The organism is Pseudomonas nunensis, from assembly GCF_024296925.1.
Taxonomy (GTDB): Bacteria; Pseudomonadota; Gammaproteobacteria; order Pseudomonadales; family Pseudomonadaceae; genus Aquipseudomonas; species Aquipseudomonas nunensis.
This window is the reverse complement of sequence record NZ_CP101125.1, coordinates 6,788,225-6,802,592: the sequence shown is the minus strand read 5'-3', so window position 1 is coordinate 6,802,592 and position 14,368 is coordinate 6,788,225. Positions and strand designations below refer to the sequence as shown.

Sequence of the window (14,368 nt, the reverse complement as noted above, 5' to 3'; positions counted from 1 at the left end):
AAAACCGCGCTCAGCGATAAACCGGGAAGTCCGCGCACAGGGCTGCCACTTGCTGGGCGACATTCGCCTCGACGTCGGCATCGCCGAGGTTGTCGAGGATGTCGCAGATCCAGCCGGCCAGCGTGACGCACTGGGAAACCTTGAAGCCGCGAGTGGTCACCGCCGGGGTGCCGATGCGCAGGCCCGAGGTCACGAACGGCGACTGTGGATCGTTCGGTACAGCGTTCTTGTTCACGGTGATGTGGGCGCGACCAAGGGCGGCGTCCGCGTCTTTGCCGGTGAGGCCCTGACGGATCAGGCTGACCAGGAACAGGTGGTTGTCAGTCCCGCCGGACACTACATCGTAGCCGCGTTTGATAAACACGCCGGCCATGGCCTGGGCGTTGTCGATCACTTGTTGTTGATAAGCCTTGAAACCAGGTTCCAACGCTTCCTTGAAGCACACCGCTTTACCAGCGATCACGTGCATCAGCGGGCCGCCCTGTGCGCCGGGGAATACGGCGGAGTTGAGTTTTTTCTCGATCTCTTCGTTGGCCTTGCACAGGATCAGGCCGCCACGTGGACCGCGCAGGGTCTTGTGGGTGGTGGTGGTGACCACGTCGGCGTACGGCAGCGGGTTCGGGTACAGGCCAGCGGCGACCAGACCGGCAACGTGGGCCATGTCGACGAACAGCAGCGCACCGACCTTGTCGGCAATCTGGCGGAAACGCGGGAAGTCGAGGGTCTTGGAGTAAGCCGAGAAGCCGGCGACGATCATTTTCGGTTTGCACTCGACGGCCAGACGCTCGACTTCGTCGTAGTCGATCAAACCGGTCTTGGTGTCGATGCCGTACTGCACGGCGTTATAGAGCTTGCCCGAGGACGACACTTTCGCGCCGTGGGTCAGGTGGCCACCGTGGGCCAGGCTCATGCCCAGAATGGTGTCGCCTGCCTGGATCAGGGCCAGGTAAACGGCGCTGTTCGCCGAAGAACCGGAGTGCGGCTGGACGTTGGCGTAATCGGCGCCGAACAATTGCTTGGCGCGTTCGATGGCCAGGGCTTCGACCTTGTCCACGTGCTCGCAGCCACCGTAGTAGCGCTTGCCCGGATAGCCTTCGGCGTATTTGTTGGTCAGGCCACTGCCTTGCGCTTCCATGACGCGTTTGCTGGTGTAGTTCTCTGACGCGATCAGCTCGATGTGATCTTCCTGGCGTTGCTCCTCGGCATTCATCGCCGCCAGCAGTGCATCGTCGTAGCCCTTGATCTGGTCTTGCTTGCTGAACATCGCGTCTCTCCCAGCGGCGGCTTTGTGCGCCTTTCGTCTCGGTGAGGCACGTACCTTTCGGCAGTGCCCTTTGGATGCGATGGTATGACCGGCGCAGACAGGTCAAATGCCTATGGACGCCACGCAAAGGTGCGTTTACGACATGGGTTGAAATGGCTTCCCCGAACAGACAGAGATCCCCTGTGGGAGCGGGCTTGCTCGCGAATGCGGTGGGTCATCCGACACTGATGTTGACTGACCCGGCGCATTCGCGAGCAAGCCCGCTCCCACAGGGGGGTTAGGCGATGATCTGACGTACTGCGAGCAGCAGTAAGAAGTGCATGGGATAAAGCGCATACGCCCAGCGCCGCATCGGTGGCGGCTTGAGGCGACCGGCATGTCGCAACAGGAGCACACCCGCCAGTGGCGCAACCAGACAAGCGGCCATCCCGAAAATCGCCGCGCCATTGCCCATCCGCGCAGCGGCATACAACACACTCCACTGATTCGCCGCCAGACACACCAACCCCGGCAGCAGGCTGAAATACCAGGGCCGACGAATCACCAACAGCATCGCCAGCGGCAACAAAACCCCAAAGAAACCAAACATCAGTCGATCCGGGAATAGCACAGCAAGCAACACGGCGCCCACCGCCAGCAGGCGCGATGGCAGCGTCGGTTGTTGCCAACCACGCGCCACCAATAGGCCGAGCACCAACGTGGGCATCACGTTTAACGTGTCGGGATCAGGAATAAACAACCGATAGGGAATTTCGCTGATAGCGCTAAACAGCATCAACCATCCCAGATATCGCCACTGATTGCCGGCCGGCCCGGCGCTCGCCCGAGACAGATTTGCCGCCATCGCCAGGCAGAACCACGGAAACGCCAGCCGCCCCGGCACATACAGAAAATCGACGGAGTAACCGACATATCGCAGGTGATCGAGCACCATGCTCAGCAGCGCCAACCACTTGAGCAAATCCAGCGCGCCGTCCCTCTTCGTCATGTGCATAATTGCCCGTCAATTGTGTAATTTTCTGACAGCATCACCGCGTGTGCTCCCCGGACGATCTTCGGTAAAGTGCGCACCATCATTGACCACAAGACTCCTCACCATAGGGGTTTTGAACACGGAATCAGGCCATGACCGATAAGAGCCAACAATTTGCCAGCGACAACTATTCCGGTATCTGCCCTGAAGCCTGGGCAGCCATGGAACAGGCCAACCACGGCCACCAGCGCGCTTACGGCGACGATGAATGGACCGCTCGCGCGTCCGACGATTTCCGCAAACTGTTTGAAACCGACTGCGAAGTGTTCTTCGCGTTCAACGGCACCGCGGCCAACTCGCTGGCCCTGTCGTCGCTGTGCCAGAGTTACCACAGCGTGATCTGCTCGGAAACCGCCCACGTCGAAACCGACGAATGCGGCGCGCCGGAATTTTTTTCCAACGGCTCCAAACTGCTGGTCGCTCGCACTGAAAACGGCAAGCTGACCCCGGAATCGATCCGCGAAGTCGCGCTCAAGCGCCAGGACATCCACTACCCGAAACCTCGCGTCGTGACCCTGACCCAGGCCACGGAAGTCGGCAGCGTCTACACCCCGGAAGAAATCCGCGCCATCAGCATCACCTGTAAAGAGCTGGGCCTGAACCTGCACATGGACGGCGCGCGCTTCTCCAATGCCTGCGCGTTCCTCGGCTGCACTCCGGCTGACCTGACCTGGAAGGCCGGGGTCGACGTGCTGTGCTTCGGCGGCACGAAAAACGGCATGGCCGTGGGCGAGGCGATCCTGTTCTTCAACCACAAACTGGCCGAAGACTTCGATTACCGCTGCAAACAGGCCGGGCAACTGGCCTCGAAAATGCGCTTCCTCTCGGCCCCGTGGGTCGGCATCCTGGAAAACCACGCCTGGCTCAAATACGCCAAACACGCCAACCACTGCGCGCAGCTGCTGGCCGAACTGGTCAGCGACATCCAGGGCGTGGAACTGATGTTCCCGGTGCAAGCCAACGGCGTATTCCTGCAACTCTCCGAACCGGCCATCGCCGCCTTGACCGCCAAGGGCTGGCGCTTCTACACCTTCATCGGCAACGGCGGCGCCCGCTTCATGTGCTCGTGGGACACCGAAGAAGAGCGCGTACGCGAATTGGCCGCAGACATCCGCGAAGTCATGAGCGCCTAAGCCCCCTCAACCCGCCCCTGTAGGTCCCGTAAGACCCGTAGCCCCCGTAGGAGCTGTCGAGTGAAACAAGGCTGCGATCTTTTGATCTTGCTCTAAAAAGACAACATCAAAAGATCGCAGCCTCGTTTCACTCGACAGCTCCTACGGGTCTACATTGTTTGTCGAGCCTCCCGCTCACATAACAATAATCAGGAGCGCACGCATGTCTTTACAAGGCAAAACCCTGTTCATCACTGGTGCCAGCCGTGGCATTGGGCGTGAGATTGCGCTGCGGGCCGCGCGGGACGGGGCCAATATTGTGATTGCGGCCAAGAGTGCCGAGGCGCATCCCAAGCTGCCGGGCACGATTTTCAGTGTGGCGAAAGAAGTCGAAGACGCGGGTGGCAAGGCGCTGGCGTTGCAGGTGGATGTGCGCGATGAAGTCGCGGTGCGGGAAGCGCTGGCCCAGGCCAATGAGCACTTCGGCGGGATTGATGCGCTGATCAATAACGCCGGGGCGATCAAGTTGACCGGGGTTCAGCACATCGAGCTCAAGCGTTTCGACCTGATGCACCAGATCAACACCCGAGCGGTGTTGCTGTGCAGTCAGGCGGCCCTGCCTTATCTGAAAAAATCCCAGGGTCATATTCTCAACCTGTCGCCGCCGCTGAATCTGGCGACGAAATGGTTCGCGCAATACAGTCCCTACACCGTGACCAAATACGGCATGAGCATGCTCACGCTGGGGATGAGCGAGGAGTTTGCCAATTACGGCATCAGCGTTAATTCGCTATGGCCGCAGACGATGATCGCCACCGCTGCCATCGAGTTTCAACTTGGCTCGCGGGAATCCTTTAAACATGCGCGAACGCCGGCAATTATGGCGGATGCCGCGCACATCATTCTGGACAGCAGCGGTCGCAGCATTACCGGGCGGTTGTTGATTGATGAGGAGATTCTGCGGGAGCGTGGGGTGATCGAATTCGATCACTACCGCTTTGAGCCCGGCACCGATGACAAGCTGATGCCAGACTTGTTTGTCGACTGAGTATTCACAACCGCCCTGTAGGAGCTGTGTAGGAGCTGTGTAGGAGCTGTCGAGTGAAACGAGGCTGCGATCTTTTGATCTTGTTTTAAAAAAATCAAAGTCAAAAGATCGCAGCCTCGTTTCACTCGACAGCTCCTACGCAGCTCCTACACAGTTCCTACGGGGTTATTGGGCGGCTATCAGAACTCGATCCGCACATCGCCCTTCGGCACGCTGCAGCACGACAGGATGTAACCCTCGGCTTCGTCTTCCTCGGTAATCCCGCCGTTGTGGTCCATCTCGACTTCGCCGCCCAGCTTCAACACCTTGCACGTCCCGCAAATCCCCATCCCGCAGGCCTTCGGAATCAGCAAACCCAGCTTGGCCGCCGCCGCGTGCACGGTTTCACCCGGGGCCACGCGAATGCTCTTACCGGACGAGATAAATTCGACCTGATGCAGGTCCGCCAGATCGACTTCCGGCGCATCCGCCGCGATTTCCGCTTGTTCCACCGCATCGGCGCGGGCTTCCGGTGGCGTGGCGCCGAAGGATTCCTCGTGATAGCGGGACATGTCGAAGCCGGCCGCTTCGAGCATGCGCTTGACCGCGTTCATGTACGGCGTCGGGCCGCAGCAGAACACTTCGCGCTCCATGAAGTCCGGGGACATCAGTTCGAGCATCTTGTGGTTCAGGTAACCGCGATAACCGGCCCACGGTTCGCCCAGACCGTGCTTCTCGCAGATCAGGTGCAGGCTGAAGTTGTCGATCCGCGACGCCATGTGTTCCAGCTCACGGTGGTAAATGATGTCTTTCGGCGAGCGGGCGCTGTGGATAAACACCATGTCGACGTTGCCGTTGGTGTCGTAGAACCAGCGCGCCATGGACATGACTGGCGTGATGCCGACGCCGCCGCTGAGGTACAAGACTTTCGGCGCGGTGAAGTCCATGGCGTTGAACAGCCCGACCGGCCCGTGCACCGCCAGCTCCTGGCCTTCATGCAGGGTGTCGTGCAGCCAGTTGGAAACCTTGCCGCCCGGCACGCGCTTGATCGTCACCGAAAAGCTGTACGGCACCGACGGCGAGCTGGAAATGGTGTAGGAGCGCATGATCGGCACGCCTTCGATTTCCAGCTCCAGGGTCACGAATTGCCCGGGCTTGAAGAAGAACAGGATCGGCTGATCGGCCATAAAGCAGAAGGTGCGCACGTCCCAGGTTTCCTGGATGACTTTGACGCAACGGACGATATGTCGACCATTGGCCCAGGTCTGGGTAGTTACCGGATTCAGGAAGCTGTTGGACATGCTGTTCTCCACCGCCGATGGTCGGCCTTATGTTGGAGATTCTGCGTATAGCGCGAGCCACCCATTTACCTATCTGCGACATTCACATACTTATCGCGACCAGCCCCCAACTACCGGGGGTTGCGCGTCGGGAACAGATTGGGCCATGTCGCCCATGGATAAGGTTCTGGTATGCGGCGGCCCCACACTCGCCCCATACCAAGACACATTCCTTACACCTGGCTTTACACCTTGCGTAGCAAACCTGATTAGCCACTTTTCGCCGGCCACACAGAATGGCCTTGAGGATCAAATCGATGGACGTCACCGCAAAAATCAGCCTGGGCGATCCGCTGGAACCCGCACGCAAGGCCACCGCGCAGATGCTGCAAGAACGCGAGCGTACTTACTCGCTGCCGCAGCCGTTTTACTCTGACGAGCGGCTGTTTGATATCGATATGCAGGAGATCTTCCAGAAAGAGTGGCTGATCGCCGGCATGGCCTGTGAAATCCCGACCAAGGGCAACTACTTGACCCTGCAGGTCGGCAAGAACCCGATCATCGTGATTCGCGGCGCCGAAGGCGTGATCCATGCGTTCCACAACGTTTGCCGCCACCGTGGCTCGCGTCTGTGCACCAGCGAAAAAGGCAAAGTCGCCAAACTGGTCTGCCATTACCACCAGTGGACGTATGAGCTGGACGGTCGCCTGCTGTTCGCCGGCACCGAAATGGGCGCCGACTTCGACATGAAGCAATACGGCCTCAAACCCGTGAACGTGAAAACCGCTGGCGGCTACATCTTCATCAGCCTGTCGGAGAACCCGCCGGCCATTGATGACTTCCTGTCGACGCTGAACCATTACATGGAACCGTACGACATGGAGAACACCAAGGTGGCGATTACCACCACCTTGATGGAAAAGGCCAACTGGAAACTGGTGCTGGAAAATAACCGCGAGTGCTACCACTGCAACGCCTCGCACCCGGAACTGTTGAAAACCCTGCTGGAATGGGACGACGTCACCGACCCGCGCGCCGACCAGGCGTTCAAGGACCACGTCGCCGCATCCGCTGCTGCCTGGGAAGCCGAGAAGATTCCTTACGCCCACGCCAGTTTCGGCCTGCGTAACCGCATCGTGCGCATGCCGCTGCTCAAGGGCACCGTGTCGATGACCCTCGACGGCAAACAGGGCTGCGCCAAACTCATGGGCCGGATCAAGAACCCGGACCTCGGTTCGATGCGCATCCTGCACCTGCCGCACTCGTGGAACCACTGCATGGGCGACCACATCATCGTCTTCACGGTGTGGCCGATCAGCGCTCAGGAAACCATGGTCACCACCAAGTGGATCGTGCACAAGGACGCGGTTGAAGGCGTGGACTACGACGTGGACCGCATGCGTCAGGTCTGGGACGCGACCAACGACCAGGACCGTCGCCTGGCCGAAGAGAACCAGCGCGGGATCAACTCCACTGCTTACCAGCCTGGGCCTTACTCCAAGACCTATGAGTTTGGCGTGGTGAACTTTGTGGATTGGTACAGCGAGCGGTTGCTGAGCAATTTGGGGGCTGAGCCTGCGCCGTACCTCAAAGGCGTTCCGGTTCAGGGCTAACAGCAAAAGCTTCGCGGGCAAGCCTCGCTCCTACAGGGGAAATACGATCTCCTGTAGGAGCGAGGCTTGCCCGCGAAAGCGATCTTTCATTCACCCAAGATCATTGGGCTGATGAAGACCACCGCACCGACCCATCCTCCCCGATAAACGTCTCCTCGATGTTCTCCCCCACCAACCTCACCTTCACATAACCATTCAACACTCGCAGCGGATACGCCTCATCCCCCGCATTCTGCGTCTCCGACCACAACACCCGCGAATGCCCATCCAGCTCACTGGCATTGCCATACGGAATCGCCCCGTGCCCGGCGCACCGCGCATGCAACCGCCCCTGAGCGGCGTAGCAGATGCCGTTGTGCAAATGCCCCCAATACCAATAATCCGGCTCACGCCCCAAGGCATCACACACCGTTTTGAACAACGGCGTGGTGTTGTGCCCTGAGATATCAAAGCCCTGGTGATGACTGAGCACCATGATCTTCTTGCGCTGGGGCAGTTCTTTCATCCAGGCGATCTGTTCCTGGTTCAGCGTGCCGTCCATGTACAGGTTGATCGCGTCTGAGGCGTAGGCGCTGTCGAGCCCGATCACAACCCAATCATCGTTGTACAACGCGAAATAACTGGTGCCCTGCTGCGTCGGGAAACGCTTGGCGAGTTCCTTGAAATAGCCGTGGGCGCCGCTGTACATCTCGTGGTTGGAATTGAGCGTGAACGAGCCGTGCTTGCCCATCGGCCAGCCGACCATGTCGACGTCTTCTTGGGAGTGGGTGCCGGCGTAGTACACGTCCCCCAGGTGAACGGTGAAATCCGCCTGGGCCAGTTGCATCTGGTTGGCCACCGCCACCGCCGGGGCATGGCTGTCGAAGGGTCCGGTGCCCCAGTCGCCGGCAATCGCCAGGATCACATCGCTGTCCATTTTCATCAGCGCCGGAGTGGTCGCAAACGGCGCGTGATGCCGAAGATTTTCAATCCACTTGAGCAGCGCCTCGCTCCACAGCAGATCCAGCAGTTCCCATTTGCGACAACCGAGCAAACTGCCGTCCTTGAGCACCCGGGTTTGCAAGTCGTCGGTGGATTGCGGTAACGGCGTGGCGTTGCCGATGTGCAGGATCGACAAGCCGTGGGACAACTCCCACGGCACGCTCGGTTCATCGTCCGGCAGGTCGCCGTGCTTGAGCACGTATTGCGCCTGGTCGTGACCGCGTTGCAGCAGCGCGACAATGGCCTGGAACTCCTCGGGTTCCAGCTCGCTGATGAGTTTTTTCCATGACATCTCCAGCCGCGTGTACAGCCCGTGCAGGCGCACTTTGACCTTGTCGTACTCATGCTCCCAATGACTGACCAGTGACATGTTGGTATTCCTCCATCCGTAGTGGGATCACAGGGTTTTCATGAATTCGATGAGCGCCCGTTTATCGATGTCCGACAGCTGCGTGCCATACAGATGGCCGCTGTTGTGGTTGCCTTCCAATCGCGTGTCGTATTTGAAGTCCGCCGAAGCCTTGGCCTGGGCGCCGCTGGTGACGAAGCCGACCTTGTCCTGGTCGTAGACGTCGGAGCCGGTGAAGAACACCTGTGGCCGCTGTTCCAGTGGTTGCAGCAAATCCCACAGCGTCGGCACCGAACCGTTGTGCAAGTACGGCGCGCGCATCCAGATGCCGTCGGTGGGGGTGTTGCTGTAACTCTGGGTCTTGCGGTAGGCGTTGAAGTCGAACGGCGGTTTCTTGAAGCCGTGGAACGCGGTCACCAGACCGGTGGTGAACGAGTCCAGGCGATGGGGATCGGTGCCCAGTTCCTCGATGTTGGTGGTGACCTGGCCGGTGTCGGTGCGGCCGAACTCATGGCAACCGGCGCAGTTTTTGTCCCAGATCGGTTTACCCTGGGCGACCTTGGTCTGATCCAGTCCCCACGGCCAAGCCGGTGGTTTGGTGCCGAGCAGCCAGTTGGTCACGCGGTTGAAGCTTTCCGGCAGCACCGATTCCGGCGTCGCGCCCACGGCCATGGCCGCTGCGTAGTTGCGTTCGTGGATGTCGTTGTTGTTGCCGTCCCAGTGCAGGTACAGCGACTCCCGGGGTTTCTGGTTCCAGACTTGCGGCAAGTCCACGGTGCCGATGGTCGAGTCATCCGGGAAGCCGAACACCACCATTTTCGTCGGGTTGAACGTGTCGGTTCGCCCCGGTCCTTGAGGTGGACGCAGCTTCTGCCAGGCATAGGCCTGTTTCTGCGCGAGCAGCGCGCTCTTGGCCATCGGGATGATCAGGTAGCGGTTGTACAAGCGCTCGAAAAACCCGAGCTGGAACTTGCCGTTGATCGCCGTCATCACCGCGTCGGTGGTGAATTTCGGGTCGCTGGCGCAATCGTAGGCGAACCACTGGAAGGCTTGCAGTTGCAGGGTATTGGCCGGCGCGGTGGCCACCGGCGTGGCGACTTCGCCGGCATTCGCGCGGTAGGAACCGGTGTGGCACAGGGCGCAATTCGGCTCCACGGTAGGGTAGCCGATCTGCCGCTTGGCCATGCCGATCGGCAGGTCCTTGCCGTTTTCGAAGAGGAAGCCGAAGACCTCGTAGCCGCCGGGTTTCGGCAGTTTTTCCGGGCACATCTGCGGCAGCACAGCGAACAGGTAATACGGGATCCGCGCTTCGATACCGAGGCCGATGGCGGCGTATTTGTAGTGGTCTTCGTCGGATGCGTACTTCTCCGCCGGCACCACCCGCAGCATCTGGTACCAGGTTTCGTAACCGATGAATCCGACCAGCAGCACCACGATCAGCGTGCCGACCTTGAAGCCGTGGCTTTGCCAGCGCAGCGCCCAGCCCGCGCGCCATTCCCGCCAGCCGTCGCAGAGCAACGCCAAGGGCCGCGTGGCCGGCGTGGTGCCGAGGTACAGCAGGATCCCGAGGATCAGGAACATGCTCAAATCACCGAGGAACATCGGCACAAACACCGTGGCCTGGTTGCTGGTGTTGATCAGGTAGATCCAGAACGCCACGGCGATCAGCCGCGACAATACGCATAACCACGAATGCACCACGAAGCGAGGCGCGTTAAAGCCCGACGGCATGTAGAAAACACTGATGCCGACCAGCAACATGCCGGCGTTTTCCAGCCACGGATCGGAGAGTTGCGGCGGCAGGCCGAGCATCGACGTCAGCAACGCCGGGGCGAACAGGGCTGGCAGCGCGAAGAACATATTCATCACGATGCCGAGCCAGATGAAGCGTTGAAACCAGCGGATGTAACTGTCCATATCATCCATTTCCTTTTTATTCCGGAACACCGCAAGCAGTGGAGTGCACACAATCCTTGTGGGAGCGGGCTTGCTCGCGAAGGGGCCGTCAGCTTCAACATCACTGTTGACTGACCCACCGCTTTCGCGAGCAAGCCCGCTCCCACAGGGGACTTGTGTTAGCCGATAGCGGTTTTCTCCAGGTGTTGCAGGATGATCGGGTACACATCGACCACTGCATCCTTGCCGAACATGCAGTCGATGTGGCCGTAGCCCGGCACCACTTGCCGGCTGTAGTTTTCCGGCCCGTGGACCTTGCACACCCGCTCATAGGTCTTGAGCGTGCTTTCCGGCAGGTAGCACTGGTTGTCCGCACCGCTGATAAAGCAGATCGGCATGCTCAGCCGATCGAAATGCGACATGTAGACGTCCTCGCCCTTGAAGTTCACCAGATGCCCTTTGCGCACGATCAGCGCCAGGTGCTCGAAGGTCTGCATGTTCGATTCGCCGAACAATTCATGCAGGTTGTCGTGCAGGGTTTCGTTGAGGGTGTCGTGGCGATACAGCGACGCATACATGAAGGTGATGCGGTGGCACACCGGGTTGGTGCAGTAGCCCTGCGCCTCGATCCGCGCATAGCCGTTGAGGGCTTTGTCGTAGAGTTTGTTGAACCAGTTTTCCTTGTTGTCGGCGTAAGCCGTGAGGGATTTCACCCCGATCGCATCGAGCATCCCCGGCAAATGCAAACCGGCCTTCAGGCCTGTCGCAGTGGCCACGACGGTATCCGCCGCAATCTGCGAACAGACCACCGAGCGCACACCTTGCAACCCAGCCAGCAGCGACATGAAGAACGTCGTCGCGCCGTAGCAATGCACCACGCATTGCACGTCTTTTGCCTGGGTCGCTTGCTGGATCTGCGCGATGGCGGCCTTGAAATCGTACTGGGCGATCTGGTCGCCGTTCCATTCCTTCTTGCTCGCCGGCAGCAGGATGCTCACCCGCAAATCCAGCAGCCACACGTCGTACTCATGCTTGCACAGGAATTCCAGCAGGTTGGTCTGAATGGTGTCGGTGGAGAAAATGTTCGAGCCCACGCCCAGGCCGTGCACCAGCATCACCGGGCCTTTAGTGCCACCCTGATAACGGGTCAGGCGCAGTTCGACGTTGTCCTCGGTCTGGAAGAAATGCACGCTTGGCGGTGGCGCATCCAGCGGCCGTTTCAGCCGTGGCGGCGCATCCGGATTGAAGTAGATATCGCCGGCGAACACCCCGCCGTAGCTCTCCCAGAGAATGCCGGCGAAGAACTTGCCGAAGCGCGCCAGCCCTTCGATGCGCTCGCGCTCGTTACGCGCATTGAGCACCTTCATCGTGGTCATTTGCTTGGCGAAGTCGGTCGGGTGGATATGCATCACGCCGGAGCCGATCACCGCGCCGGTCTTGTCCGGCCCGTTATACAACGTGACGTAGAGGGTGCTGGTGTCGTGCCAGATATTCAGCACGCCGTTGTCTTCGGGCACGGTTTTGAAAGCGCTGAAGAAGTAGTCGTGACCGTCCTCGGCGGTCAGTTTCATGTCGTACTTCATGTGGCGCACGCCGACCTGTTCTTCGTACTGCTCGAACAGGTTGAACACACCGTTGCTGGCGGTCAGCGGCTGCGGCGACAGGCCCGGCGCGTTCAGTGTGCCGACCAGGGTCGCAGCGTGGGCCGGTTCCTTGATCATGCGGTTGAGGTCGTTGGCGGTGATGGTCAGGGTGAATTCGATCGGCGAGTTTTCCGATTCGCCACGGGTGGCCGCTGCTTCATACAGTGGGAGATCGGTGCCTTGGGGCTGGGTGAAATCCTTGGAAAAGAAACCCTTCATGGTTTCGGTGAACTGCACGCCAAGGGTCGGCGGCGCCACTTGTTTGCGCGGTGCCGATGGCAGCGTGTAATCAATCGTCCAACCGCGATCAGCCGCCAGTAACCCCATGTTGCGCTCGCTCACCGCCGAGATAGTCAGCAGCGGATTGACCGCCAGGGACGTCGGGATCACCGCGCCGTCAGTCACGTACAAACCGGCGTACACGTCAGTGCCGCTGGCACCACTGAACACCTGGCCCTTGTGGTTGACCACGCCCTGCCCCGCGTCCTCGCCCATCACGCAACCGCCCAACGGGTGGACGGAAACGATGCTGTGCTTGAGCAGTTTGGTCCAGATCGGATTCTCGACCCAGACCCCACCCAACGCCTTGGTGCTGAGATGCAGACGCTCATTGCCAAGCTTGACGTTTTCCTGCTCGCCGACGCCCGGCCAATCGATGCGCAGCTGATCCTTGCTGTCGAGCACCATGCGGCCCTTGCCGTCGTCGTGGCTCATGATCAGGTACGTCTGCATGTTGTGCAGCGCGCCGTAATACGGGCCGCGCAGGAAGCTTTCAGCTTCGCGTTCCTTGTACTTCAACTGGCCGGTGAAGCTGTCGTCGGTGGCTTTGCCGATCAGTTCAGCGAACCCGGCCATGCTCGGCACCATCGGCCGGCCAAGGGCGCCGGGGATCGAGCCTTCTTCGATGACCATACGGCTGCGCCAGTCGCCTTCGGTGCGCATGTCGATGATCGAGGTGATGCACGGGCCGACTGGCTGCAATTCCTTGGCCGGATGCGCGCCGAAACCGATGCCGTTGATGGGCTGTTCGCAGTTATGACCGAAGCCGAGGATGTCACCGTTGCCGCTCATGTTCTCGCCGAGCTGGTTGGACGTGGACAAGCCTTTGTCCCGCGAGCGCAGGAGGATTTCGGTGGAGCCCAAGGTGCCGGCGGACACCACCACAATGTCGGCTTTCACAAACAGCGTCGGCGCCGAGAACTTCTCGCGGCCGCTGTCCAGGTATTGGAAGTGCACGATCCAGCCATCGCCGTCGCGCTCCAGATGCCGCACTTCGGCCTGGCAGAAAATCTCCGCGCCGTGGTTCCAGGCGTCCGGCAGGTAGTTCATCAGCGTGGTGTTCTTGGCCTTGTTGTTACAGCCAGAGACGCAGTCGCCACACTGGTTGCACGGCAGTTGCTCGACGCCGACGTGGTTGAGGTTGTTCGGCAGTTTGTCGAAGGTCACGTTGATCGGCGGCCGGTAGAAATGCGCGCCTTGCTTGAGGTATTCCGCCGACTTCTTGTTGGCTTCGAGTTTCGGCAGCACCGGCGACGTGTTCGGGTACGGATTGGGCTTGAGCATCTCCCGGGCCCGGGCGTAACCGTCCTTGAGCAAAGTGTCACGGTGTTCCCGCACCGCCAGCGGCCAGCGCGGGTCGTCGAACACACCGGGTTCAGGTTCCAGGGCGACGTTGGCGTTGATCAGCGACGTACCGCCGAGCCCACAGCCGACCACCACGTTTTGCTGGGCATTGACGTGCAGGTCGAACAACCCGGTGCGCGAACCGATGTGGCCGTCCGGGTCATGCACCTGCAATTCCTCGGTGGCCGCGATCATGGTGTTCGGGTACTCGCCGGGCTGCATCTCCCGGCCACGCTCCAGCAGGCAAACGCGCTTGCCGGCCCGGGACAGGCGCGAAGCCGCGATCCCGCCGCCATAGCCGGAGCCGATGACGATCACGTCGTAATGTTCCTTGATGTCGCTGATGGGCGTAGCTATCCGGGTCATGGGTCTTTCCCTCTATCAGGCAGATGGGGCAACTCTGCGGTTGCCTGCTTTCAACGGACGAACGAGTACCTGGCCACCGAACGGATTCGGCGGCAGCCAGCGGTTTTATTGAAAAGAGTCAGGCGCTATAGACGCGCACGCTGATTGGCGGCGCGGCGATGGATTCGCTTGCGCAGCGAAG

The 14,368-nt window shown here is 60.2% G+C and carries 9 protein-coding genes; 3 read left to right on the top strand and 6 right to left on the bottom strand.

The window, feature by feature from the left end; all coding sequences use genetic code 11:
* Positions 1–10 precede the first annotated feature (10 nt).
* Positions 11–1,264, bottom strand: a complete 1,254-nt coding sequence (gene glyA / locus NK667_RS30040) for a serine hydroxymethyltransferase (protein WP_054616864.1) — start codon at positions 1,262–1,264, stop codon at positions 11–13.
* Positions 1,265–1,541: 277 nt separating this feature from the next.
* Positions 1,542–2,258: a TraX family protein gene (locus NK667_RS30035; protein WP_054616865.1), complete on the bottom strand. Its 717-nt coding sequence runs from the start codon at positions 2,256–2,258 to the stop codon at positions 1,542–1,544.
* Positions 2,259–2,389: 131 nt separating this feature from the next.
* Here NK667_RS30035 and NK667_RS30030 point away from each other — a divergent pair, with 131 nt between their 5' ends.
* Positions 2,390–3,430, top strand: coding sequence for a threonine aldolase family protein (locus NK667_RS30030; RefSeq protein ID WP_054616866.1), 1,041 nt, complete (start codon positions 2,390–2,392; stop codon positions 3,428–3,430).
* 202 nt (positions 3,431–3,632) lie between these two features.
* Complete coding sequence (locus NK667_RS30025; protein WP_054616867.1) at positions 3,633–4,457, top strand: SDR family oxidoreductase; 825 nt, start codon at positions 3,633–3,635, stop codon at positions 4,455–4,457.
* Between the two features lie 179 nt (positions 4,458–4,636).
* Here the strand turns inward: NK667_RS30025 and gbcB are convergent, their stop codons facing one another.
* Positions 4,637–5,737: a glycine-betaine demethylase subunit GbcB gene (gbcB, locus tag NK667_RS30020; RefSeq protein WP_054044210.1), complete on the bottom strand. Its 1,101-nt coding sequence runs from the start codon at positions 5,735–5,737 to the stop codon at positions 4,637–4,639.
* A gap of 296 nt (positions 5,738–6,033) precedes the next feature.
* Here gbcB and gbcA point away from each other — a divergent pair, with 296 nt between their 5' ends.
* A complete protein-coding gene (gene gbcA / locus NK667_RS30015) occupies positions 6,034–7,329 on the top strand; it encodes a glycine-betaine demethylase subunit GbcA (RefSeq protein WP_054616868.1) in 1,296 nt (431 codons plus the stop codon).
* A gap of 100 nt (positions 7,330–7,429) precedes the next feature.
* Here gbcA and NK667_RS30010 read toward each other — a convergent pair whose 3' ends face one another.
* The 3 genes from NK667_RS30010 to NK667_RS30000 all read right to left on the bottom strand — a co-directional run bounded on the left by NK667_RS30010 (position 7,430) and on the right by NK667_RS30000 (position 14,187).
* Positions 7,430–8,680 (bottom strand): metallophosphoesterase family protein, encoded by a 1,251-nt coding sequence (locus tag NK667_RS30010; RefSeq protein WP_054616869.1) that lies wholly within the window; start codon positions 8,678–8,680, stop codon positions 7,430–7,432.
* Positions 8,681–8,707: 27 nt separating this feature from the next.
* On the bottom strand, positions 8,708–10,576 hold the full coding sequence (locus NK667_RS30005; RefSeq protein WP_054616870.1) for a c-type cytochrome: 1,869 nt from the start codon (positions 10,574–10,576) through the stop codon (positions 8,708–8,710).
* Between the two features lie 158 nt (positions 10,577–10,734).
* Positions 10,735–14,187, bottom strand: coding sequence for a GMC family oxidoreductase N-terminal domain-containing protein (locus NK667_RS30000; RefSeq protein ID WP_054616871.1), 3,453 nt, complete (start codon positions 14,185–14,187; stop codon positions 10,735–10,737).
* Positions 14,188–14,368: the final 181 nt, after the last annotated feature.